The sequence below is a fragment of the Mucilaginibacter sp. UR6-11 genome (genome assembly GCF_020880695.1).
Lineage (GTDB): Bacteria > Bacteroidota > Bacteroidia > Sphingobacteriales > Sphingobacteriaceae > Mucilaginibacter.
Genome location: NZ_JAJIWO010000006.1, coordinates 42346 through 67253, shown reverse-complemented (window position 1 = coordinate 67253; position 24908 = coordinate 42346). Strand labels below are relative to the sequence as shown.

The window sequence follows — 24908 nt, the reverse complement described above, 5'->3', positions numbered from 1 at the left end:
TCTCAGGCATGTTTCACAACAGGTATTTACCTGGTTTTAAACTCGTTTAATTCAGTCATTAGGTCCCGGCACATTAGGCTTGGCATCGCCCTGCCCATCGTTATCTGCGGTGCCTTGTTGATATGTTGGGTCAGCATCAGGTTTAAAGTTACTGTTTTCGGGATGTTCCTCGGCCGGCTCTGTGCGCCTAAAGTAGGCGTTAGTATAACCTGCGTTTTGTGATGGGTTGTTTTTATCATCACCGGACGGGGTCACATTGTTGGCGCCAAAGTTTTCGCCACCCATTGGCTGGCCCTCTGTTACCGGTCTGGTTCCGTCGCCGCCATTGAAGCCGCGTGTCAGTTTTTCTTCGTCTTCGCTGTTATCATTATCTACGCGGTAGGCGTTGGGTTGACCAGGCCTATCGCCAAGGTTTTTTAATTCTTCCTCTTTATCTGGCATATTCTTATTTTTAGGATTGCTATAATACTAATGCACAGCTTTTATAATTGTTTTTGTGTGCTTATGATTTAGTAGATTTGTGTTACCAATTATAACCAATGAATAAAGTTTTTAGCAATGCCGACGAAGCCATTCATGATATAACAGATGGCATGACCCTGTTATTGGGCGGATTTGGCTTATGCGGCCTGCCCGAAAATTGTATCACCGCGCTGGTAAAAAAAGGTATAAAGGAACTTACCTGTATATCAAACAATGCCGGGGTTGATGATTTTGGCATAGGCCTGATGCTAAGGCAGCGCCAGGTAAAAAAAATGATTTCATCCTACGTAGGCGAGAACGCGGAGTTTGAGCGTCAGCTACTCAGCGGTGAACTGGAAGTTGAACTCATCCCGCAAGGTACACTGGCAACCCGTTGCCTGGCCGCGGGCTATGGCATGCCGGCGATATTTACCCCGGCAGGAGTGGGAACCGAGGTTGCCATAGGCAAAGAAATAAGAAATTTCAATGGCAAGGATTATTTAATGGAGATGGCGTTCGACGCGGATTTTGCTATCGTAAAAGCCTGGAAGGGAGATAGCATGGGTAATTTGGTTTACAGATCGACAGCGCGCAACTTCAACCCCGTTATGGCTATGGCCGGAAAGATTACTATTGCCGAAGTTGAAGAATTAGTTGAACCCGGCGAACTTGATCCGGATCAAATCCATACCCCGGGAATTTACGTCCACAGGATCTTCAGGGGGGCGAACTATGAAAAAAGGATTGAACAGAGAACCGTCAGACCCAGATAACTTATCATAGCAGGTAACGAAACAATCGCGCTGCGATGACATAAATAGTTTAATATGTTAGACAAAACAGGAATAGCAAAACGAATAGCCAGAGAAATTAAAGACGGTTACTATGTAAATTTAGGCATTGGCATACCTACATTGGTAGCCAACTATATCCCCGATAATATAGATGTGGTATTGCAGTCCGAGAACGGGTTACTGGGTATGGGGCCGTTCCCGTTTGAAGGTGAAGAGGATGCTGACGTAATTAATGCCGGCAAGCAAACCATCACCATGCTGCCGGGATCGGCGATATTTGATTCGGCTATGAGTTTCGGGATGATACGGGCCCGCAAGGTAAATCTAACCATCCTGGGCGCTATGGAGGTATCAGAGAATGGCGACATCGCTAACTGGAAGATACCGGGTAAAATGGTCAAGGGAATGGGAGGGGCTATGGACCTGGTGGCATCTGCCGAAAATATAATCGTTGCCATGCAGCATGTAAATAAAGCCGGCGAATCTAAACTGTTACCACAGTGTAGCTTACCGCTAACCGGCATTCACTGCGTCAGGAAAATCGTTACTGAACTGGCCGTACTGGACGTATTGCCCGGTGGCGGATTTAAATTATTAGAACGCGCACCCGGTGTAAGTGTTGAAGAAATAAAGAATGCAACAGCGGGCAAGCTGATTATTGAAGGTGAGATCCCCGAAATGGATCTTAGCTAAGTATCTTTTCTCTCAATTCCTTCGAGATATCATCAGTAATTGCCTGTATATTTTCGGCTGTATTGGTGTTATTGATGATGATCTTGTGGCAGTCATCTTTATAAGGAAGCAAAAATTCATTGTAGGCCGGCACAACATGGTTTTCCCATTTATACATGACATCATCATGCGAATAGCCACGTTCGTGCAGATCGCGTTTTAAGCGGCGCTGTAAGGCTGTTTCCCCGTCGGCCTCCAGGAATATGCGCATATCCAAAAGTTCGTCTATCGCCTTAAAATGGAATATAAAAAGGCCCTCCACTATTAAGATAGGAGCCGGTTTAATTTCCAGCATTTTAGGCTCAATGTTGGGGTTGTTAAAAGTATACTCCTTTTTGTAGATAACCTGCCCGTCAATCAGCTTATAAATATCATTTTCAAACTGTTCGTTATCGATGGTAGACGGCAGGTCGAAGTTATACAGCTTATTTTCCTCGGGCGTCATATTATGCGCCACCGGGAAATAGTAATCATCCTGCGATACCAGGCAAACTTCATCGGCCGAAAAGTGATCAAGAAAACGATTTAAAAAAAAAGTCTTTCCCGAGCCGCTTCCGCCGGCAATGCCTATAATATAAGGTCTATTCATTAGGGCTGCCGTAGCTAATGTTTACATGGATACGCTTATCTAAAGCGCCGATAGATTCGGCTACATTTTTTGTCATGATCAGGATAACGTCCCTGGTGGTCTCATTGTCAGAAAAACGGCCTACAACCTTGGCAAAGGTTGTGCGGTTGGTCATGGGGTTAGTTATTTTAACTACAGTGCCAATTGGGGCGGTACGGTGCAATACCAGTTTTTTATTAGGATCAAGGCTGGTATCATCAATCCAGGTAGCTACACCTTTTTCATTCTTCTCAAATAAACCAAAGCGGTTGGCATTCAATTTCCTGTCGGCACTATCCTGGCCGGTCATATAATTCGTCGAGTCGCGTTTCGCAACGGGGCGTACTACCGGCGGCGGCACGTCGGCAGTGTTTGATTTTACCTGGATAACCTGGCCGGGAGTTACCGTAGTAGATGTTAAACCATTTAACCTGGTTATATCTTCAACAGTCGAGTTAAAGCGCTTGGCTATTGAATAAAGCGTTTCGCCGGCTGATACTTTATATTGTTGTGGTGTCAACCCGGTATTGGCAGGCGCTGGATTGGCAGGGGCAGGCTGCTGCGCCGGTTGTTGCTGAACAGGCGGCGGTGGGGTAGCCACGGGCCTTTGCATTACGGCCGGCTTTGATGGCTCCAAAAATGACCTGTCCGTAGGGACTTTTATAATATTGCCGATTTTTAACGGCGCATTATTGTTGAATTTTATGATGTCGCCCGGCTTAACATTGTAACGCCGGCCTATTGAATAATAATTATCCTTGGGATCTAATTTATGTAATATTACTTTTTTTCCGTCCAGGTTTTCAATACCAACTGAATCAATCAGGGTAGATTTAGCGAAAAGAGAAGTGGTTGTGGTTAACAGAGAGGTTAGTAATAATAAAGTTTTTAATTTCATAATAAATTCTTAGTCAGTAATTTATAGGTTTAAAACCTTCAACTCTGATTTGTTTTTGATATAAATGAGCGAGTTTTTATACAGGATAAACGACTCAGGCTGCATTTTTTGTATATCTGCATTTAATAAATCTTCATATACAAGGCCGTTGCCATCTGTGATATACAGATGTTGTTTTAACTGTCCCGCTTCTAAAGAGTGCAAAGATACAATTCTGAAATTATTGTAATCAAGGTAATGTACGATGTTTCCATAGACTTCAACCGGTAACGAAATATTCAAATCCTCAGGAGCCGAAATTTTAGGTATCACGACATAAGCAGGTGCCTCAACATCAATCGTTTGCTCAAAAGCTCTTAACTGTACCCCGGTTTTAATATCCGTTAAAAATAATTTTTTAGGTTGCAGCTGGATATTAAATAATATGGGGCCATTTATTGAAAGATGATCAAATGCGTAGGTGTAATTACTCCATAATACCTCGCCTTTACTGTTAATTGCAGTTACCCCTTTGTGTACCGGTGTGTTTTCTGATTGATAATTATGTACTAACAGTATACCGTCATATGCCGCTTCAATCCCTGTTAACCATCTTTCAGGGCTAGTATAATCTTTCAGGTAGGTTTTGCCATTTACCAGGTTTATGGAATTAAATGAAACCTGCCTCTCGGTTGTCCTTATTTCAAGGAAAACAGTGTCGGTTAAACCGTCAATTTCCACCCGCCAGATCACACCGCTTAACTGCTCATTAATGAAAGGTAATAGCATAGTCATAAGGCCACAAATATGTCTATAAAATTAAAACGGGCGGAGCAGATTATTAATACCGTAAGCCAATAGTTAAAAAGAAGTTGTTATTAGTTGCATTAATACCGGCAACCGGTGTGGTTGGGCCTATATCATACTGCATGATATTTTGCGACCCCTGCAGGTGCACATAAGCAGCATCTGCATAGTAATTACCAACGCGGTAGCCCAGGCCACCGGTAACCATTTTGGTAGTAGTACCGTTTGTTTTTAGCGGGCTACCCTGTATGCCATAACCTCCGCGTAAAGCCAGGGCCGAACCTAACTTAAGCTCTGCACCCGCATGGGCGTTAATGGCCGATCTGTAATTGGCTTTGATAAGGCCATTATCATAGGTGTTCGTATAGTTGTCATTGCTGTTGATATGCGTTGAACTGTAATCGATATATTCAACATCACCCGTAATAAAGCCATATTGACCCAGAAATACAGACACGCCGCCTGCCGCTTTAAACGGCGTACGCATAGAATAGCTTAACGGATATTCAACCGGGCCGTTTGAGTAGTTTTTGCCGCTGCTGAGGCTGTTTTCTAAACCTTCGCTAAAAGAATCGTCAATGCTGATAAAAGTTGGAGTGGTGATAGCAGCCCCCAGTCTGATGCTTTCTATAACTTTATATATTACACCCAGCCGGGCGTTAAAGCCGCTCCCCTTGGTGGTTTGGTATTGCGAATAAGTTGAATTGAAATTTCGGGTGACAGCAGTACCGTTTTCATTAATGGTAGCAGAGCCGGTTTCATTAAAGCTGCTGGTTGATTTATAACGCATATCTGTAAGCCCGATACCAAAACCAAGGTATAATTTATTGCTGTAGTTTGCCCCTAATGAAAAATCATAGGCAGTTTGCCCGCCGGTGCGGGTAATGTTGCCGGTTTGCTGCACACCCGGAAAAGAATTGCTGGCGTAACTGTAACTGGCAGGTGTCCCAAATGCGTCAATTAGCTTTTCGGATAGGGCCCAGGCCTGCAGGTTATCATCAGCAACACCCTGTGAATTTGCCAGGCTGGCATAATAATCATTTATAGAGTTAGCGCTGTTTTTACCGCCATATTGAACCCGCTCGTCAAAATTGTTTGTACGGCTATAGCCCATGCCAAAGTTCAAGCTTAACCATCCCCTGGTTTTGTCTTGCCCGGGAGGGGTATTTAACCTCGAGTAAAAAACCACTGAAGCATTACTGAAATTAATATTGTTTTTTGTGGCCTGGCTGGTTTGACCTAAATAAGCGGCGTTGTTGCTGTAACCATCAAACTCCGGTGTCAGGCTGAGCTCTGAGTGTGTGAAATAGCCCAGTCCTGCCGGGTTGCCGCTTATTGAACTCAGATCTCCGCCAATTGCGGTGCCCGCATTGCCGATAGCTTTTATCCGTGAGGTAGAGCCGGGTTGAAAAGTTGAAAAACGGATAGCATCCTTTGCATATTGGGCAAAACTGCTGTTGCTAATTGCCAATAATGCAATTACGTAAAGTAAATATTTAAATCTCATATTTAATTGATTATGGCCTAACCGGTCTGCCGCCACCGCCGCTGCTGTTACTGCTGCCCGAACTGCCGGAGCTGCCTGATGAGCTGCTTTGGCTCGGTGCAGATACCCGTTCGATAGCAGGCTGCTGAATTACCGGCCTTGGATTTTGGCTTTGAGGACGGATAACGGGTGTATTACCATTATTGGTAGAAACCTGGGTAACCGCATTGGTGCCCGGGCGCCCCGGATAAACTGCGTTATAACCGCCGGGGCGGGAGCCTGAAAATCCGGGAGTGGAGCTGTTTCCACGTCCGGTATTAGCCCGGGTAAAGATTAATCCGGGTGCGGCATGTCTTACCGTACCGTCGTTATTGATTGAAACACCGCCAAAACCATTGCGGTTTGAACTGTTTGTCCGTACAAAAGCACCGGGGCCATTACCTGCATTGGCTTTATTTGAATAAGTGTATGATCTTTTATGAGTGGCCCTGCTGCCACCGCCATAAATAAACGTTGAATAGGCTACTCCATAACCATAATTGTCATATCCGCCAAAATCACCATAACCAAAATCATAGGCAGAGTATACACCCAGATCTCCGTACACCGGTTCGTAATAATACTCAGCGGGTTGATTTATAACCTGGTTGTTTGTTTGGTAGGCCATATTTGGATAAGTATTATAAGGCACGTAACTATAATAAAAATCGTCATCATAGTCAAACGGTGTAAAATAGCTGAAACGGTTTATGCGCGATTCATAATCGCCATAATAATAGTAATCGTCGTTTCTTACATAATCATTCTGCGGCTGAATATATTGTTGATTAAAATCAAATGAATCACCTGCTTTTGCTTTGGTATAATACACGTCGTCGCCTGCGTCCCCGGTTTTTGACAGGCTGTTCATGGTAGAGCAGGAACTCAGTGCTATCGCGCTGATCAAAATAATTCCTTTAAGCAGGTTCCGTTTCATATTAGGCTTGGTTATGCAAATTAGACTATTATTACACCGATAGTTTAATTTGACGTTCTAATAACGTATAAATTTATAAATTTGACCACAATAATAAGTAATTAAACAGTCAAAATCTATTCCACAAACAAATGAGTAAAGGCGTTATTAGTAAAGATGAAGATTATTCGCAATGGTATAACGATCTGGTTATAAAAGCCGATATGGCTGAGTATTCGCCGGTTAGAGGTTGTATGATCATTAAACCGTATGGATATTCAATTTGGGAGAAAATGCAGGCAGTGTTAGATAAAATGTTTAAAGAAACCGGTCACAGCAATGCTTACTTCCCGTTACTGATCCCCAAATCTTTTTTTTCAAAAGAAGCCAGTCATGTTGAGGGCTTTGCAAAAGAATGCGCCGTGGTTACTCATTATCGCTTAAAAAACGACGGTAATGGCAATATCATTGTTGATGAAGATGCCAAGTTGGAAGAGGAATTGATTATCCGTCCAACGTCTGAAACGATTATCTGGAACACCTACCGAGGCTGGATCCAATCCTACCGCGATTTGCCGATTTTGGTTAACCAATGGGCCAACGTTATGCGTTGGGAGATGCGTACCCGTTTGTTTTTACGCACCAGCGAATTTTTATGGCAGGAGGGGCATACTGCCCATGCGACATCCGAAGAAGCCGTTGCTGAAACCGAGCAAATGCTGGAGGTCTATGCTGATTTTGTGGAGAACTTTTTAGCCTTACCGGTAGTAAAGGGCCGTAAGACTCCGAACGAACGTTTTGCAGGCGCGTTGGATACTTATTGTATTGAAGCCTTAATGCAGGACGGTAAAGCGCTGCAGGCAGGAACCTCGCATTTCCTGGGTCAAAACTTCGCCAAAGCATTTGATGTAAAGTTCACCAATAAAGAAAATAAACTGGACTACGTTTGGGCAACCTCATGGGGAGTATCAACCCGTTTGATAGGTGCGCTGATCATGGCGCACTCTGACGATGCGGGCCTGGTATTGCCGCCAAAACTGGCGCCTATCCAAGTGGTTATCGTACCGATCTATAAGCATGACGAAGAACTGGAGAACATAAGTGCTTATGTAAATGAACTTAGTAAAGCATTGAAGGCCAAAGATATATCGGTTAAGTTTGATAAGCGCGATACCCATCGCCCGGGTGCTAAGTTTGCCGAGTACGAGCTGAAGGGTGTACCATTGCGCGTTGCCATCGGCAGCCGCGATATGCAAAACGGGACTGTTGAACTGGCACGCAGGGATACCAAAACCAAGGAAACGGTTAACCAGGCTGGTTTGGCTGAGCATATAGAAGTGTTATTGGAAGAAATTCAAAACAACATCTACCGGAAGGCTGCCAATTTCAGAACGGAGAACACCACCGAGGTTGATACCTACGAAGAGTTTAAACGCCTGCTGGACGAAAAACCGGGTTTCCTTTCTGCACACTGGGACGGTACCGCAGAAACCGAACAGAAGATAAAAGACGAAACCAAAGCTACCATCCGTTGTATCCCTTTGGATAATAAACTGGAAGAAGGCAAATGTATTTTGACAGGTAAACCAAGTAGCCAGAGAGTATTGTTTGCAAGAGCCTACTAATTGTTGCGGGTTGTATGTTATAAGTTGTAAGTTACAATTTGCATACAACCTGCAACTCATAACATACAACCAGAAAAATGAAATTCGCGACAAAAGCCATTCATGCAGGGCAGGAGCCCGACCCGACAACCGGCGCGGTTATGACGCCGATATACCAAACATCAACCTACTGGCAGAAATCGCCGGGAAACCACCAGGGATATGAGTATTCGCGTGGTACCAACCCAACCCGCAAGGCTTTGGAGAACTGCCTGGCAGCTTTGGAGAACGCGCAGTTTGGACTGGCCTTTTCAAGCGGAATGGGTGCTACCGACGCGGTGATGAAGTTGTTATCGCCGGGCGACGAGGTAATCACCGGTGATGATCTGTACGGTGGCTCGTATCGTATGTTTACTAAGATCTTTGCCAATTACGGGATCTGGTTTCATTTTATTGATTTATCAAACCCGGAGAACATCCGTGAGTATATTAACGCCAATACCAAACTGATCTGGCTGGAAACACCAACCAACCCCACCATGCAGATCGTTGATATTGCGGCGGTAACCAAAATCGGAAAGGAAAAAGGTTTATTGACAGTGGTTGATAACACCTTTGCTTCTCCCTATCTGCAAAACCCGATAGATCTGGGTGCTGATATCGTGATGCACTCGGTAACTAAATACATCGGCGGTCACTCGGATGTAGTGATGGGCGCCCTGATGATGAACGACGAGGACCTGTATAAACGCCTTTTCTTTATCTACAATGCCTGCGGCGCAACACCGGGACCGATGGATAGCTTTTTGGTGTTACGCGGCATTAAAACGCTGCATCTGCGCATGAAAGCACATTGCGAAAACGGCCGCATCATAGCCGGGTTCCTGAAAACGCATCCTAAAGTGGATAAGATCTACTGGCCGGGTTTTGCCGATCATCCCAACCACGAGGTCGCTAAAAAGCAGATGCGTGATTTTGGAGGGATGATTTCCATCACCTTAAAAGATGCTGACCTGGAAGAAACCTTTAGGGTGGCTTCGTCTTTTAAAGTGTTTGCATTGGCTGAGTCGTTAGGCGGAGTAGAGTCGCTGATCAATCATCCGGTTACCATGACGCATGCTTCCATACCGAAAGAGGCAAGGGAGAAGGTTGGCGTGGTTGACAACCTGCTGCGCTTAAGCGTAGGGGTGGAGGACGTAGAGGATTTGTTGGATGATTTGAAGCAGGCACTTTCTTAGTAGTAAGTAGTTAGTATCAGGTAGCAAGATCTTAAAATTTGTATCCATACGTGAGGCCTGCTATTTGATAACAATAAAATGATAGAAAATCTAAAAGCTTTTCTCGATGCTAAAGTCGCTCAATACAACCGCCCCGGCTTTATTGCTAACGATCCGGTCAGCATTCCGCACCTGTTTACCAAAAAGCAGGATATCGAGATCACGGGCTTTTGGGCAGCGACACTGGCCTGGGGGCAGCGGGTTACCATTATCAATAAATGCAAAGAGCTGATAGCGCTGATGGATGGGGCGCCTTATGATTTTATCGTCAATCACGAGGAGGTCGACCTAAAGAAGTTACTGCACTTTAAGCACCGTACTTTTAATGATACAGACACGCTGTATTTTATTGCTTTCTTTAGATGGCACTATGAAAATCATGAATCGCTGGAGTCGGCGTTTGCGCCCGCCAACCCGTTAAAGGAGAAACCATCATCCGGCGAAGAACCCATTGAAAAATACCTGAACCATTTCCGCCAATATTTCTTTTCACTGCCCGATTTCCCGCACCGTACTAAAAAACATGTGTCATCACCGTCACAAAAATCTACCTGTAAACGGTTAAATATGTTTTTACGCTGGATGGTGCGCAAGGATAACTGCGGTGTCGACTTCGGGATCTGGAACGATATTAAACCATCTGAACTGATCATGCCCTGCGATCTGCACGTTGACCGTGTGGCGCGCCAACTCAATCTTATCCAACGTAAACAAACCGACTGGCAAACCGCCATCGAGCTCACCCGGCGCCTCCGCGAGTTTGACCCTAATGACCCGGTTAAATATGATTTTGCTTTATTTGGCCTGGGGATAGACGAACGTTGGGGAGCTAATGAAATAATTTCGGTGTAATGTTATGGCTCGATGTCAGCACAAAACTCTCTTAGCTTTTCATCCCTGGTTTCATCATCCGCAATTTGTGCAACTAATCCAATATGTTTATCCCTATTATAGCGTAAAAGTCCTAAGATACATTCCACATAGGTCAGGAAAAAATCCCCGCGCTCCTCTAATTTTTTTAACTGAATTTTTTCAGCTGATTCTGATTCGTAAAACTTTAGTAGGTTGGCGGCTTTCCAGGCTATCTCACCTTTATTATTAAGAATCCAATCTTCTAATTTATCAATGAGATTTGTTGGAGTATTAAATTCATTCCATGAGTCATCTTCTAATAAAGATATTGCGGCATATAAAAAATCTGTTAACCAGGCATCGCCTTTATTACCTAAACTGATTTGAAAAAGAAGCGGATCAATGAAGTTTGAATCTTTGGTCATTTCCAATAAAGAAGCAAACTTATTGGTATCAGTGATTTTTAATGGTTGTTTGATAAGATCAGTTAATTCAGTAGCTAGTATATCGTAGTTATCAACTAACAAATCGTAAAGAATATTAAGTTTTTGTTCTGTATTCAATTTTATAATTTTTGTTTGGTATCTTTTCTGCTCAAAAGTAGTCTAAAACTGATTAATTTTGTTTATGGCCGACAAAAATCCAGCGCTTGTAAAATTCCTGACAGGTAAATCATCGTATACACTCCTGCTGTTCCATCATTTTATTAATGAATTTGAAAAAATCGGCAATATCACCGTCGAACCCACCAAAACCATGATCGGTATCTCCAATTCGCATAAACGCATTGCCTGGGTTACCCAATTGGGCAAAAATTTCATTCATGTGGTATTTCCGTTTAAGCAACCTTACCCGGATAATTTATGCTTTCAAAAAGTAGGGCAGGTGCCGGGGCAAAATCAGTTTAACCACCATTTGAGAATTTTAAATGTGGATGATATTAACGATGAAGTATTGGGGTTTATGCGGTTGGCGTACGAATTATAGCTACCGGTAGCAGCCTTAATTACACTTACTTAAATCAGCTTCAACCTGCTGCGCGGTAACAACACCCGCTTTGTTGCCGAAAGAGTTGGTTACATAAGTAAGCACCTCGGCAATTTCAATAGGGGCAAGATCAACAGGCGGCATATTGCCCTCAAACGGGTGTTGGTTGATGATCATCAGTTTACCTTTAGCGCCATATTTAACAATGCAGGGCAACAACGCTTTATTGGCTTTAAGAAATACAGAATCGGTAAGCGGCGGCATCAATGCCGACAGGCCCTGCCCGTCTTTGCCGTGGCAGTTTTGACATTTGTTTTGATAGACAACGCTTCCGGTAGAATAGTAACGGGCGAAGGTTATCTCATCCTCGGTTTGGCAGGAAAAAAACAGCACCGCTATTAGTAAACCAATAGCGCTTATTATCTTTAATTTCATTTGCCGGTGATTTGGTCGGGTTCGGTTTTAAGGGTTTTGATATCGGCAATCAGTTTGGTTACCTGCTCAGGCAGGGTGCCATCATAAGTGCCCCGGATACGTTTTTGCTTATCAACCAAAATAAAATAACCGTCATGTATAAATAATTGCCTGGCATCTTCCTCGGGTTTACGCACCAGGTAACTTTCTGATAGTTTGTAAATCTCTTCTTTTTTTCCCTGCAACAGCCACCAGGTATTACCGGCAATGCCCAGGTTATCAGCATATTTTTTTAATACGTTAACACTGTCGTGCTTAGGGTCGATGGAGTAGGAGATGATCTTTACCTCCTTGTCGGCTTTAAAAGCATTGTAAACATTCAGCATATTACGGTGCATTACCGGGCAAATGGACGGGCAGGTGGTAAAGAAAAAATCGGCCACATAAATATTGCCGGCCAGATTTTTACTGGTAATACTGTCGCCATACTGATTAACGGTTTTAAAGGCCGGTATGGTTTGATAAATAGTATCGGTTACGGTTTTACCGCCCACTGTTTTTGTTACGGGGGTACGGTTGCCGTAAACAGGCAGGGTGGCCGTTGGCCCCGTATTAAATTTACACGCGCCCAGGGCCAGTAAAGCTACCATGCCGCCAATTAGTTTCTTCATTATTATTTTGAAAATGGTTTTAAATACTCGCCTGATTCTTTGACCGCTTTTTTAACTAATGAGTCAACAACATGCACTTCTTTTTTTTGTGCCGACAAGTAATTCATTATTTCCTGGTGGGTCTTGCCTTTTTGCAGCGGGTCAAATTTTTGCATCCAGTTGCTCATATTACTGTCTGCTTTATTTAACTGGCTCCTTAACCAGTTGATCTTGTCTTTAGCCTCCTGGTTTTTCGCCTCGGTAAGCAAAGTATCCAGCTTCATTTTATTATGCATCAATTGTTCGTCATAACCCATTACAGTATCATGTATTTTAATAACGTCGTTTAAAACAGCTTTTTCTTCACTTTTAGGATCTTTGCAGGCGCCAAGGGCCAGGGCGGCAATTGCCAATAAGGATATCTTTTTCATATTTTATTTACGGTATTTGACGGCCCTAAAATTACATTAATGCAGGCCGTATTGCATAATTTGAATATAATTTAATTGCGGATGAAGAATATGTAATCAGTAGGAGGCAGGCTTTCGGCCCCGGCAAGCTTTAGCTGCTGCCCGATTTGGGCCCGGTGATGGGTGCCATGATTAATTACCTGGGTTAAAATATCAATAAGCGTATTGGAGAAGACTGCGCCTGCAGTATTTTTGTAGGTAATGATCTGATCCAGATCCGAGGGATCAAGGCCGCCTAAAAAGTCGATCCATTTATCGTGATTATGGGCTATCAGTTCCTCAAACGGTGTTGTCTCCTGTTGCGGAAACAGCTCATTTTCTGCGACAGATTCTTTTAAACAACGGCTTAGCCAACGCTGTTGCGCCGCTAATAAATGCCCTGTCAATTGTACCGGTTTGTCGGGGTTGTTCATCGCTCTGATCACGGTCAGCAGCTTTTCGGTAGCATACCTGTCATACTTAAACAGGCGGATAAAATGATCTTTCATAAGGTTATCAATAACAGCAGGCAATAATAAATATTTAACTTAAGCTGCTTCTAAATTAAACATTATTTACTTTCTGGATGTTAAGCAACGGTTAACAATAACATAATGTTAACATCATCATAAACATATATTGACACTGTACCTTAGTACTGAACATTAAAACTAACTGTTATGAAATTCATCAGCAATTTATTCGACAGCTTACGTGAGTGGATCATTTTAAAAAGCATAAGATCATCTTTTATTCACTAATTTATTCGTGTTAACATTTTTTTTATACAATTATAATATACAATTTGGGCGTTGCGTAGCTCAATTTAATGAAATCTAACATTCAGGATACACCGCTCAACAAGCAACTTTTCGGCGAAGACTTTATCTGGGGAATATCAACTGCCGCCGTTCAAATTGAGGGCGCGCATGATGCTGACGGAAAAGGAGAGTCTATCTGGGACGTTTTTACTCAAAAAAAAGGTAAAATATTAAACGGCCACCATCATCATATAGCTACAGATTTTTATAATCGTTACCAAAGCGATATTGATCTGATCAAGCAGCTTAACATTCCAAACTTCAGGTTTTCTATCTCCTGGTCTCGCATTTTACCTGACGGTACCGGCGAGGTTAACCAGGCTGGCATTGACTATTATAACCGTGTTATAAACTATTGTATTGAACTGGGTATCGAGCCCTGGTTAACTTTGTATCACTGGGATTTGCCGCATGCACTTGAGCAGCAGGGTGGCTGGACAAACAGGGCCATTGTAGATTGGTTTACCGAATACGTGGCTGTTTGCGCCAACGCGTTTGGCGATCGCGTAAAGCACTGGATGGTGATGAACGAACCTTCGGTATTTACCGGAGCCGGTTATTTTTTGGGCATACATGCACCGGGAAGAAAAGGAATAAAGAATTTTTTACCGGCGATCCACCATGCGGTTTTGTGTATAGCTGCGGGGGCCAGGACATTGCGCGGGATCTTACCGGATTCAGAGATAGGGACCACGTTTTCGTGTTCATATATCGAACCTTATTCGGCCAAACCCAGGGATGTAGCCGCAGCAATACGCGTTGATGCTTTGCTTAATCGCTTGTTTATTGAACCCATACTGGGACTGGGCTACCCGGCCGAGCTTACTGTATTAGCCGGAATGGATAAGTACATTTTGCCGGGCGATATGGATAGCGTGAAGTTTGATTTTGATTTTATCGGATTACAAAACTATACCCGTGAAATTGTAGAGCATTCTTTTTTTACGCCTTACATCCACGCCAGCCTGGTAAAAGCCGAAAAAAGGAAGGTGCCGATAACTGCAATGGGATGGGAGGTGTACCCGGCATCTATTTATCATATCTTAAAAAAATACGACCTGTACCCGCAGATCAGGAAAGTTTACCTTACGGAAAGTGGCGCTGCTTTTAAAGACGAGGTTGTTGATGATTTGGTTGACGATCCTAAACGGGTTGAATACCTGCAACAATACCTGCAACAGGTATTAAAAGCCAAAAATGAAGGTTGTAAGGTTGAGGGCTATTTTATATGGACCCTTACGGATAATTTTGAATGGGCAGAGGGATATCATCCCCGTTTTGGTATTATATACGTTGATTTTGAGACACAGCAACGTATAATTAAGTCGTCAGGACTGTGGTATGCCGGTTTGCTGCGCTGATGATTCTTTAAGTGCACTGTCTTCGGCCGGTATTGGCAGGCTTATAAAAAAGATGGTGCCATGTTTACCGCTGTCAAACCAAATTTTACCATGTGATTTCTCCATGATCTGTTTACAGATTGACAAACCCAATCCAAAAGATTTTTCGCCCGATGTGCCCGGCCGTTGCGCAACGGTAAACATATTAAAAACCTGGTCTTTCAGGTCATCAGGGATGCCAATGCCGTTGTCTAAAACAGATATAACCACCTGGCCGGCTTCGCGCGCCACCTTAACAAAAATGGGTGCGTCGGGCGGACTGAATTTTATAGCGTTGCTGATTAAGTTACTAATCACCCTCCAGATTTTTTCACGGCTTATCAATAATTGTAACGGGCCGTGTAAGGGTTCATAAAATATTTTCTGTCCTTTCTCTGAAGCTTTAAAGCGCAGCAATTCTACACTGTTGTTAACCAGTGAATTGATCTCTGTCAGTTCAACTTTCAGCTCCATGGACGTTGCATTTGTCGCCTCCAGGATCTCGTTGATGAGCTCCAGCGAATTGTAGGAAGTCTCTTTAACCAGATTTATTAATTCTATTTGTTCTTCTGTACAATCATCATTGGCCAGTATTGAGGTTAATGAGGCTATACCACCAATAGGGTTGCGCAGATCGTGCGCTACGGTGCGTAAAATGCGGTCTTTTTCCTGGCTGCTTAACTTAAGCTCATTCAGGGCGTTTTCTAACTCGCCGTTTTGTTCATTAATCTGGCGGTTAAGCAATTTAACGGTCAGTACATCTTTTTTTGATCTTTTCCAGTTTCTGTAAACCAAAAATACAATGATGAGTGCCATTAAAGCAACAATAATTATTACGTAAAGCAGTACCCGCTGTGTTTTATTGTTGCTGCTCAAGCGTTCTATTTGCTGCTGATTTTCAAAGTTTTCCAGCTGTTTATTAATGTCGCTTGCTTTTAACAGGTTCAGCTTTTTAATGTTCGAATCTTTAATGGTATTATATGCCTGCAAATAACGTAAAGCTTCGGGTAGTTTGTTTTGACGGAGATAATACTGGCTCATTAACTGGTTCCAGCTGGCTTCAACTTCCGGGTTCTTTACACTGTCTAACTGGCGGCCAATAGTGGTTAACAGCGAAAATAAATTATTATCCTGGTGGTGGTCATAATAAAGCCTGGCGAGTTTTATTTCGCTTAGTTCGGCGTCATTATTATCGTAGTTTTTTTGCAGGTTTATCAGTATGCTTTTTTTGAGCAATTCAATAGCCTGCTGATAATTACCTTGCTGAACCAGCACCTCGGCCTTGTTGCCATAAACAACGCCCCGGGCAATATCAATCATTTTAAGTCTGTCTTTAAAATTTGGCCCGTATTTATTGATGAATTGTAAAGACCGGTCAAAATACAGGATCGCGCTATCCGGCTGGTTATTGTGTTTATAGCTCAGCGCAATATTATCAAGCAATTCCTGTGCATGGTAAAAATTTACAAAATCGCCGGGTATAACGGTATAATAGTTATAGCTTTTTTTAAAATAACTATTGGCCAGGTTATAGTTGCCCATCTTATAGGTTATCATACCCATCCGGTACATATAAAACGAGAGGACAACCTTATTTAAGGTGTTCCTTCCGACCTGGTAACCCTTAAATAAATGCTGATAGGCTTCATCATATTGCTGTAAGGCAAAATAAGCGTCGCCAAGGGCGAAATTGGCATCTACATATAATGCTGTGCGTTGCCTGGCATCAGTACTTTGCCCGGCAATGGCAAGCATGGTATCTGCATATAGCAATGCTTTTTTATTACCGCCCGCTGTTCGTTGATAATAAAAATAACGAAACCCATAGATTTGATATCTGTCTAAAAGCGTAAGGTTATTTGAATATTTCTTAGTCGAATCCAGCAGGCGCATTCCCTGCTCAACACGGTTGTTACCAAAAAAAGTATCCAGCCGTTTTGTTATCCGTTTAAATTCAGCCGAGTTTCCCTGGCGTTCCGTGGTTACCTGCCTGCAACCTGAAATCAACAGCAACAGCAGCCCCAATCGGCAATTGCGGAGAATGGATTTAACGGCTGAACGGGATATAGGGGAGATCAATTTCTACTATTAGGGTCCGCAGCAAATATAATATTCGCGCGGTGATTACCGCTATCATGCAAATATTTTATCACCTTTTATTTAAAAGCCTCTTCACCCGTAATATCCATGCCAGTTATCAGCAGATGAATATCATGTGTTCCCTCATAGGTAATTACCGATTCAAGGTTCATCATATGTCTCATTATTGGATATTCTCCTGTAATACCCATGCCGCCAAGTATTTGCCGGGCTTCGCGGGCTATGTTTATAGCAATTTCTACGCTATTGCGTTTTGCCATTGAAATTTGGGCGGGCGTGGCCCTGTTGTCATTTTTTAAAATAGCCAGGCGCCAGGTCAATAGCTGTGCCTTTGTGATCTCGGTGATCATTTCGGCCAGCTTTTTCTGCTGTAGCTGGAAAGCGGCTATTGGCTTATTAAACTGCTTACGTTCTTTGGCATACCGCAGCGCGGTATCATAACAATCCATAGCGGCCCCAATGGCGCCCCAGGCAATCCCGTAGCGGGCCTGATTAAGGCAGCCAAGCGGCCCCTTTAATCCGGTTACATGGGGTAACCGGTTTTCTTTCGGTACTTTAACATTGTCAAATACCAGCTCGCCGGTAGCCGACGCCCGTAACGACCATTTGTTATGTGTTTCGGGCGTTGTAAAGCCATCCATACCGCGTTCAACGATCAACCCCTGAATTTTTCCTTCCTGGTTTTTTGCCCAGACAATAGCGATATCCGCAAATGGCGCATTCGAGATCCACATCTTTGCACCATTTAAAATGTAATGATCACCTGCATCTTTAAAATTGGTGGTCATCCCGCCCGGGTCAGAACCGTGGTCGGGTTCTGTCAATCCAAAACATCCCATCAGCTCGCCGCTGGCCAGTTTAGGCAGATACTTCATTTTCTGTTCTTCAGATCCGTAAGCGTAGATAGGATACATTACCAATGAACCCTGCACCGATGCGGTAGACCTGATCCCTGAATCACCCCGCTCAATTTCCTGCATAATAATACCGTAAGCCAGGTAATCCAGCCCCAGGCCGCCATACTGCACCGGTATAGTAGGGCCAAAGGCCCCTATCCCGGCCAGCCCCTTTAAAAGTTGTTTAGGAAACTCGGCACGTTGGGCATAATCTTCGATAACAGGGCTTATTTCTTTTTTTACCCAATCGCGTACGCTTTTACGGATCAGTTTATGTTCATCGGTAAGCAGTTCATCCAATAAATAATAGTCCGGCGATTCAAAAAGATCGGTCTTTGCCATGAAATGGTTTGTTAGTTTAACAAATATAACTGATTGCAGTATTGCCGGCTAAACATATTAATAAACACCCGCTCACTAATTAACTAAAACAGTACTTTTGAAAATGATTATAGCCCTGCACGGTGCGGAGTTTTTTGCCTATCACGGCTTTTACCCCGAAGAACAAAAATTAGGAAATAGCTTTATCGTCGATATCGACGTCGAATTTACACCATTGGGTAAGGTTAGTGAAGATGAACTGGCTAACACCGTTAACTATGAGCAACTTTATGATATCGCCTGCGAAGAAATGAAAATCCCCAGGAAGCTGATTGAAACTGTGGCCGAAGCTATTATTGACGAGATAAAACGGCAGTATGCTTTTGTTGACAGGATACAGCTATCTATCAAAAAATTAACCCCGTTAACCGGCGCCAAAACGAAGTATGCAAGCGTTACGCTCAGCTATCATAAACAAGGCTGATTATACCGGGTAATGATCTTTAGTGATAGCGGCGATTTTAGCGGGCCAGGTTTGTTTTTTTGCAAACTTCACGGCCTCATGGCTCATTTTGGTAATTTTATCCGGGTTATTGTAAAGATCAAGCAGGGCGTCTTTTAACGCTAAAACGGTAGCGTCTGGTGTGGTAACATTGCAGCGTATACCGGTATCATCATTAACTAATAAAGCCTGCCCATGCAGGTTCAGGGTAACAACCGGCGTCCCAAACGCAGCGGCCTCCAACAGCTGTGCCGGGCAGGAGTCGCGAAGCGAAGTAAAAAAGAAAACATCATGGCTGTCATAATACCCGCGCACCTCGTCATAAGGTACTTTACCGGTTAGGGTAACGGTGTCTTGCAATCCATATTCCCGGATACAGGCGGCAATTTCTTCTTCCGTTTCGCCATAACCAACAATCGTTAAGCTGATCTGCGGATACGCCTTTAAAGCACGCATTACTTCAAGCGTTAACAACACGCCCTTACGAGGCATAAAGCGGCCCACCCATAGCAGTTTAAGTTTGCCCGGTTGCGGTACTTTTGGTTTAAATACAGCAGGGAAGAAGCTCTCCGGAAGAGCGGTGTCCAGCGAGAAGTAATAGTTTTTTGCCCCAAGCGATTTTACCAGTTCAAGCGTGTCACTATTTGATACCAAGACCGCATGGGCCTTTTGCAGCATGTTTTTGCAAGCCGGGTTATACTTAACCAATAAATTACTGATTTTTTCGCGTTTTATTTCAGCTACCCAGTGGTGGCCAAAGTATTTTTTAAATGCTTTGGGTGCATGTTGCCCGCCGCCGGCCGGGCCAAAAATAAACGGAATTTTTAACTTATACAGATGCGAACCCATTTGAAGGCTGCCCCAGCTAACATGATGCGCAATATCAAAACCTAAATCTTTATGAAGCTTTTTGGCCTTTTGATAAGCCAGGTATTGCCAGGCCATATAATGTACATAAATAAACGGCCCCATATGAAACAGCCTTTCACTGCCGGCCGGCATGGCTACGTAATGGAAATGAAGATTTGCCGGTGCCGGATAAGATTCAATGCCGGTGCGGTTAACACTGCGGGTTAAGCAATGAACTTCATAGCCCAACCCCGCCAATCCTGATGCCCAGTGCCAGCCATTCCCTTCTTCTGATCCTTTTCCAGGTTCGCAGGCAAAAGCCGATAATATGATCTTCTGCATTTAGTCTTGGTGCCCGGGCATTTTTACGATGAATTTATAGGCTAATTATACGTATAAAAATTAATTTACAGCGCATAATGCCTAGTTTTGATTTTTAAAAGTTTATGGTTTACAATAAAATAACGCACGAGATATTAGCTGTCATAAAGCAAATTGTTGGGGATGAAGCAGTTGTAACCGGTAAAAACGGGATGGAAAAATACAGCCATGACGAAACCGAAGACCTGCGATATTACCCTGAAGTTGTTGTTAAACCTAAATCTGCCGGCGAGGTATCTGCGCTGCTGAAACTTTGTAATGAACAGCTAATACCGGTAACACCCAGGGGGGCGGGCACCGGCCTGAGCGGCGGCGCGTTACCGGTAATGGGCGGCTTAGTAATAGCCCTGGAGCGTCTCAATAAAATACTTGCCATTGATGAGCAAAATTTACAGGCAATTGTTGAGCCGGGTGTAATTACCGAAGAGTTTATGAACCAGGTAGCGGCAAAAGGGTTGTTATATCCGATAGATCCGGCCAGTAAAGGAAGCTGTTTTATCGGCGGTAATGTGGCTCATGGTTCGGGCGGGCCCAGGGTAGTGAAATATGGCACCATACGCGAGTACATATTAAACCTTGAACTGGTTTTGCCATCAGGCGAGGTTATATGGACCGGCGCCAATACTTTAAAATATGCATCAGGGTATAATTTAACCCAGTTGATCATCGGGTCTGAAGGGACCTTGGGCATCGTTACCAAAATTGTCGTCAAGCTTATACCTGCGCCGACCGCCGATGCATTGATGATGGCTTCTTTTAGCTCGAATGACGAAGCCTGCGCCGCCGTTTCAGCTATTTTCAGAGCGGGGATAGTCCCTTCCGCGCTTGAATTTATGGAACGTAAAGGGGTGGAGTGGGTGATGGAAAAAGATGCGATTGTTTTCGACCTGAAAGATAATGACGCGGCCTTCCTGTTAATTGAGGTTGACGGAAATAATCAGGAAGTAATATTTGCCGATTGCGAAAGGATAAACCAGGTTTTAGAAGAGTTTGGCTGTACCAACGTGCTATTTGCCGAATCGGCGGCGCAAAAGGAGGAACTATGGCGGATAAGACGTACGATGGGCGTGTCGGTAAAATCAAACTCTGTTTATAAGGAGGAAGACACCGTGGTGCCCCGCGCGGCGTTGCCGCAATTAATAAAAGGGGTTAAAAGCATCGGCGCCAAATATGGATTTGAATCGGTTTGCTATGGCCATGCCGGCGATGGCAACCTGCACGTAAACATCATTAAAGCCACCATGAGCGATGACGATTGGAACCATAAACTAAAAGACGGCATCCGCGAGCTATTTGAGCTAACGGTTGCCTTAGGTGGCACGCTATCCGGCGAGCATGGTATCGGCCTGGTGCAAAAGGAATTTATGTCTATCAAATATTCACCCGTCCACTTTCAACTATGGCGTGGCATTAAAGGTGTTTTTGATCCTTTTTATATATTAAATCCTGGAAAAATATTCGATAATAATCAGACAGCCCAATAATAATATCTGTAGCTGAAATTTTAGCTGGATAATACGTAGTATTTGCGTTTGCAGCTGTAACAGATGTACCTTTGTAACGGTAGCCAAAATAAAAATGTTTTTACAAAGGCGCTGCGCTGTATCCGGTCTTCCGTGCGTTTTTTGCACTTGGGACACACAGATTGATTTTTTGCAGGTATTCTATTGTCCTGTTGATTTTGTAAAGCTAAAACCATAATACAAATTAAGGGGGTGTTGTATTTTATATTTCGTAACAAATATAAAAAATAAAACAATTTATTAAATGTATAAAGTGCAATTTATTGTGCTTAAAGGCCTATATTTCACAGTTGTTGGGTTGGTATTTAACAGGTGATTAATTTATAATATATTTACTTTGCCAATAATTAATAATGTGCGGGAAGAGCAATGCTACCAGATTTTATTGTAAGATTTTTTAACAGGAGTATTTACAGAATTTTTTTTCTGTTTCTGGCAGTTTTTGTTTCCGGCTATAAATGTCAGGCCCAAAGTTTAGGCGACCCTATCGTTCATATTACTTTTGGTTCGGGGGTTTTTCAGTTTGGGGGGGCGTTAAAACCAGATTCCGGTTCAACTACCTATGGCTATGTTGCCCACTCGCCTGACGACAACTATTACACAATAGCTAACAGCACATTGGGATTAAATAAGGGTTGGGTTTTTACAACCGACCATACCGGCGACTTTAATGGTTATATGATGATAGTGAATGCCGGCTTTACCCCGGGGCTGTTTTATACCCGGAAAGTTGATGGGCTCTGTGGCAGTACAACCTATCTGTTTTCGGCTTTTATAAAAAATATTTTAAAGGGAAATGGCATTTTGCCCAATGTAACCTTTAAACTTGAAAGCATTGACGGCGCCTCTTTGGGTGAATATAATACAGGTAATATGATTGCAGATAGCACCTGGCACGAATACCCTTTTACCTTTTCAACCCCGGCAGGTGCGCAATCCGTCGTTTTAAAAATGATCAACAACGCTCCCGGCGGAACCGGCAATGATATTGCTATTGACGATATTATATTCAGGCCCTATGGGACGCAATTTTTTGCGCACTCTGACCAGGATAATGCTATTTTTTGTGCCGGTTTGCCGCATACCATGTCAATAAAAACCATCACCACACTTGATCCTAATTTTGCTCAAAAGCTTCAGGCTTATGTTAACGGTGCCTGGGTAGACCAGGGCCCGGCGGATACGGCGTCAACTTTTAGTTTTTTATCGCCGGACACTGCCGGCCATTACTCTTATCGCATAGTAAAAGGGGATGCAGGTAACATAAGCACCTCCAGGTGTGTAGTGGCCTCAAACTTTATAAATATAACCGTGCTGCCATTACCTGATGCTTTAATTCAGGCACCATACTCCACCTGCCAGGGTGATACGACGGTTTTCAGCGATCTTTCTGTTGCAGTCGGTTCAACCGTAACTTCATGGTTGTGGGATTTCGGCGACGGGCAGACGTCCACAAAACAAAATCCATCGCATGTTTACGCCAACGCAGGCGATTTTACGGTAAAATTAACAGTGACCAATCAAGCGGGATGCACTTCACAGGTTAGCAGTAAAAAAATACATATCATTCCGCAAGTTGATATTTCATTCAGTACTTCAACCCCTGTTTGTGTTACCCAGCCGGTTACTTTTACCGATGTAGCGACCAGTACAGAAGGAAGTATTACCAGCCGGATATGGGATTACGGCGACGGTACTAAAGATACCACAACTGCCGGCCCGCCTGCGACGCATACCTATACTGTTGCGGGCGATTATACCGTAAAACGGATCATAACAACCGATATAGGGTGTACAACAACTTTGGCCAGGACCATTGTGGTAAACCCGTTGCCGGTAGTTGATTTTGATTTACCCGAAATTTGTTATGCAGACCTGTCTGCCAGGTTTATAAATAAAACTATTACAGCTGACAGCAATACCGGTTTAACCTATTTGTGGAATTTTGGTGATGACGACGCAAATGCCGCCAACCCCAATACCTCAGCCTTACAAAATCCAACCCACTATTACGGTAAAACCAGGAAATACCAGGTTAGTCTTACCGTAACCTCAGCAAATGGCTGTACAGCTGCCACTGTTACTAAAACGCTCCAGGTAAACGGTTCGCCTGTTCCCGACTTTGAAGTGCTTAACGGCGGCCCGTTTTGCGCTAACCGCGAGGTTTTTTTTAAAAACAAATCAAGCGCTACCGTAGGGGTGATCACTAAAATAATATGGTATTTTGATGCTGATGATCCGTCTGCACCCGAAGTTGATGATAATCCTTACCCGGGTAAATTATACCGGCATCTGTATCCGGCGCTGCATTATCCGCAAACGACAAAAACCTACAATGTGCGTATGGTGGCATTCACCGGCGATGCCAATGTTTGCCGGGAAGAAAAGTTAATGCAGGTAACCGTCGTGATAGCCCCGGTTCTTTCCTTTAATCCGCCCGACGCTGTTTGCTTAAATAACGGTCCCCTTCGTCTTGATGCTTTTATAAGCGAAGCTACAGGTATTCCCGGCGCGCCGGTGTTTTCGGGACCTGGGGTTAGCGGTGCCGTATTTGACCCTGTTGTTGCCGGTGTGGGCATCTTTGTAATAAAATGTGTTTACACTACAACCGGCGCGACAGCTTGTGCGGATACGATTGCCAGGAGTATTACTGTAAAACCGATACCCACAGTTAACGCCGGCCCCGATATTGCCATATTAGCCGGAAATAAAATAACGATACAGACGACAGCAACCGGTGATAGCCTTAAATACTCATGGGCACCGGTTGCGGGTTTAAGCGACAGTACCATCCCCAACCCGGTTGTTACGGTAGACCAGAACGTAACCTACATCTTAACCGTAACTAATGGCGAAGGCTGTTCTGTTACAGATAATGTTAAAATAACCCCATTGCGGCCTCCTGTCATCCCTAATACCTTTACACCAAACGGAGACGGGATCAATGATACCTGGAATATTAAATATTTAGACGACTATTTAGATTGTACTGTTGATATTTTTAACAGAAACGGGCAAAAAGTATATCGGTCGGTTGGGTATACAATCGCCTGGGACGGCCGGTTCAACAACGCGAACCTGCCTGTAGGGGTTTATTATTATATTATCGACCCAAAACACGGCCGCCTGCCATTGACGGGTTATGTTACGATAATCAGGTAAAGAAGCTCAATCCGTCAGCAG

At 43.7% G+C, this 24908-nt stretch carries 24 protein-coding genes; 10 read left to right on the top strand and 14 right to left on the bottom strand.

Annotated elements, in window-relative coordinates; translation table 11 throughout:
• Positions 1–51: 51 nt before the first annotated feature.
• On the bottom strand, positions 52–441 hold the full coding sequence (locus LJ658_RS14545; protein ID WP_230547250.1) for a hypothetical protein: 390 nt from the start codon (positions 439–441) through the stop codon (positions 52–54).
• Between the two features lie 98 nt (positions 442–539).
• Between LJ658_RS14545 and LJ658_RS14540 the strand changes: the two genes are divergently transcribed.
• Positions 540–1235 carry a CoA transferase subunit A gene (locus LJ658_RS14540; RefSeq protein WP_230547249.1) on the top strand — a complete coding sequence of 232 codons (696 nt, stop codon included), beginning with the start codon at positions 540–542 and terminating at the stop codon, positions 1233–1235.
• A 54-nt stretch (positions 1236–1289) separates the two neighbouring features.
• Positions 1290–1949 (top strand): 3-oxoacid CoA-transferase subunit B, encoded by a 660-nt coding sequence (locus LJ658_RS14535; RefSeq protein WP_230547248.1) that lies wholly within the window; start codon positions 1290–1292, stop codon positions 1947–1949.
• Here LJ658_RS14535 and LJ658_RS14530 read toward each other — a convergent pair.
• Genes LJ658_RS14530 through LJ658_RS14510 form a run of 5 tightly spaced genes read right to left on the bottom strand, consistent with a single transcriptional unit; the run spans position 1942 to position 6741 of the window.
• Positions 1942–2577 (bottom strand): uridine kinase, encoded by a 636-nt coding sequence (locus tag LJ658_RS14530; RefSeq protein ID WP_230547247.1) that lies wholly within the window; start codon positions 2575–2577, stop codon positions 1942–1944. The two genes, LJ658_RS14535 and LJ658_RS14530, sit on opposite strands and share 8 nt — an antisense overlap.
• Positions 2570–3493 carry a LysM peptidoglycan-binding domain-containing protein gene (locus tag LJ658_RS14525; protein ID WP_230547246.1) on the bottom strand — a complete coding sequence of 308 codons (924 nt, stop codon included), beginning with the start codon at positions 3491–3493 and terminating at the stop codon, positions 2570–2572. The genes LJ658_RS14530 and LJ658_RS14525 overlap by 8 nt, the downstream gene beginning before the upstream one ends.
• Before the next feature lie 21 nt (positions 3494–3514).
• The gene (locus LJ658_RS14520; protein ID WP_230547245.1) at positions 3515–4267 is read right to left on the bottom strand and encodes a DUF4905 domain-containing protein; all 753 of its coding nucleotides are present in this window, start codon (positions 4265–4267) and stop codon (positions 3515–3517) included.
• A gap of 46 nt (positions 4268–4313) precedes the next feature.
• Positions 4314–5786 carry an OmpP1/FadL family transporter gene (locus LJ658_RS14515; RefSeq protein WP_230547244.1) on the bottom strand — a complete coding sequence of 491 codons (1473 nt, stop codon included), beginning with the start codon at positions 5784–5786 and terminating at the stop codon, positions 4314–4316.
• Between the two features lie 10 nt (positions 5787–5796).
• The gene (locus LJ658_RS14510; RefSeq protein ID WP_230547243.1) at positions 5797–6741 is read right to left on the bottom strand and encodes a hypothetical protein; all 945 of its coding nucleotides are present in this window, start codon (positions 6739–6741) and stop codon (positions 5797–5799) included.
• A 131-nt stretch (positions 6742–6872) separates the two neighbouring features.
• On the opposite strand from LJ658_RS14510, the gene proS reads away from it, so the two are divergent.
• The 3 genes from proS (at position 6873) to LJ658_RS14495 (ending at position 10453) form a co-directional block, all read left to right on the top strand.
• Positions 6873–8345 (top strand): proline--tRNA ligase, encoded by a 1473-nt coding sequence (gene proS, locus LJ658_RS14505; RefSeq protein ID WP_230547242.1) that lies wholly within the window; start codon positions 6873–6875, stop codon positions 8343–8345.
• 77 nt (positions 8346–8422) lie between these two features.
• Entirely contained in the window at positions 8423–9562 is a 1140-nt protein-coding gene (locus LJ658_RS14500) for a cystathionine gamma-synthase (RefSeq protein WP_230547241.1), read from the top strand.
• A gap of 78 nt (positions 9563–9640) precedes the next feature.
• Positions 9641–10453, top strand: coding sequence for a TIGR02757 family protein (locus LJ658_RS14495; protein ID WP_230547240.1), 813 nt, complete (start codon positions 9641–9643; stop codon positions 10451–10453).
• A gap of 2 nt (positions 10454–10455) precedes the next feature.
• Here the strand turns inward: LJ658_RS14495 and LJ658_RS14490 are convergent, their stop codons facing one another.
• Positions 10456–11016, bottom strand: coding sequence for a hypothetical protein (locus LJ658_RS14490; RefSeq protein ID WP_230547239.1), 561 nt, complete (start codon positions 11014–11016; stop codon positions 10456–10458).
• A 64-nt stretch (positions 11017–11080) separates the two neighbouring features.
• Here LJ658_RS14490 and LJ658_RS14485 point away from each other — a divergent pair, with 64 nt between their 5' ends.
• Positions 11081–11440 (top strand): DUF5655 domain-containing protein, encoded by a 360-nt coding sequence (locus LJ658_RS14485; protein WP_230547238.1) that lies wholly within the window; start codon positions 11081–11083, stop codon positions 11438–11440.
• A gap of 15 nt (positions 11441–11455) precedes the next feature.
• On the opposite strand, the gene LJ658_RS14480 is transcribed toward LJ658_RS14485, so the two are convergent.
• The 4 genes from LJ658_RS14480 to LJ658_RS14465 all read right to left on the bottom strand — a co-directional run bounded on the left by LJ658_RS14480 (position 11456) and on the right by LJ658_RS14465 (position 13462).
• Positions 11456–11875 carry a cytochrome c gene (locus LJ658_RS14480; protein ID WP_230547237.1) on the bottom strand — a complete coding sequence of 140 codons (420 nt, stop codon included), beginning with the start codon at positions 11873–11875 and terminating at the stop codon, positions 11456–11458.
• A complete protein-coding gene (locus LJ658_RS14475) occupies positions 11872–12525 on the bottom strand; it encodes an SCO family protein (protein WP_230547236.1) in 654 nt (217 codons plus the stop codon). The genes LJ658_RS14480 and LJ658_RS14475 overlap by 4 nt, the downstream gene beginning before the upstream one ends.
• Positions 12526–12527: 2 nt before the next feature.
• A complete protein-coding gene (locus LJ658_RS14470) occupies positions 12528–12935 on the bottom strand; it encodes a hypothetical protein (RefSeq protein ID WP_230547235.1) in 408 nt (135 codons plus the stop codon).
• A gap of 71 nt (positions 12936–13006) precedes the next feature.
• Entirely contained in the window at positions 13007–13462 is a 456-nt protein-coding gene (locus LJ658_RS14465; RefSeq protein ID WP_230547234.1) for a DinB family protein, read from the bottom strand.
• A gap of 320 nt (positions 13463–13782) precedes the next feature.
• On the opposite strand from LJ658_RS14465, the gene LJ658_RS14460 reads away from it, so the two are divergent.
• Positions 13783–15135: a GH1 family beta-glucosidase gene (locus LJ658_RS14460; RefSeq protein WP_230547233.1), complete on the top strand. Its 1353-nt coding sequence runs from the start codon at positions 13783–13785 to the stop codon at positions 15133–15135.
• Here LJ658_RS14460 and LJ658_RS14455 read toward each other — a convergent pair.
• Complete coding sequence (locus LJ658_RS14455) at positions 15103–17178, bottom strand: tetratricopeptide repeat-containing sensor histidine kinase (RefSeq protein ID WP_230547232.1); 2076 nt, start codon at positions 17176–17178, stop codon at positions 15103–15105. The two genes, LJ658_RS14460 and LJ658_RS14455, sit on opposite strands and share 33 nt — an antisense overlap.
• A 131-nt stretch (positions 17179–17309) precedes the next feature.
• Positions 17310–18491 (bottom strand): acyl-CoA dehydrogenase family protein, encoded by a 1182-nt coding sequence (locus LJ658_RS14450; RefSeq protein ID WP_230547231.1) that lies wholly within the window; start codon positions 18489–18491, stop codon positions 17310–17312.
• Positions 18492–18594: 103 nt separating this feature from the next.
• Here LJ658_RS14450 and folB point away from each other — a divergent pair, with 103 nt between their 5' ends.
• A complete protein-coding gene (gene folB / locus LJ658_RS14445) occupies positions 18595–18954 on the top strand; it encodes a dihydroneopterin aldolase (protein WP_230547461.1) in 360 nt (119 codons plus the stop codon).
• On the opposite strand, the gene LJ658_RS14440 is transcribed toward folB, so the two are convergent.
• Positions 18955–20163, bottom strand: a complete 1209-nt coding sequence (locus LJ658_RS14440) for a glycosyltransferase family 4 protein (RefSeq protein WP_230547230.1) — start codon at positions 20161–20163, stop codon at positions 18955–18957.
• A 104-nt stretch (positions 20164–20267) separates the two neighbouring features.
• Between LJ658_RS14440 and LJ658_RS14435 the strand changes: the two genes are divergently transcribed.
• A complete protein-coding gene (locus LJ658_RS14435) occupies positions 20268–21686 on the top strand; it encodes an FAD-binding oxidoreductase (RefSeq protein WP_230547229.1) in 1419 nt (472 codons plus the stop codon).
• Positions 21687–22094: 408 nt separating this feature from the next.
• Positions 22095–24887, top strand: coding sequence for a PKD domain-containing protein (locus LJ658_RS14430; protein ID WP_230547228.1), 2793 nt, complete (start codon positions 22095–22097; stop codon positions 24885–24887).
• The last annotated feature ends 21 nt before the right edge of the window (positions 24888–24908 follow it).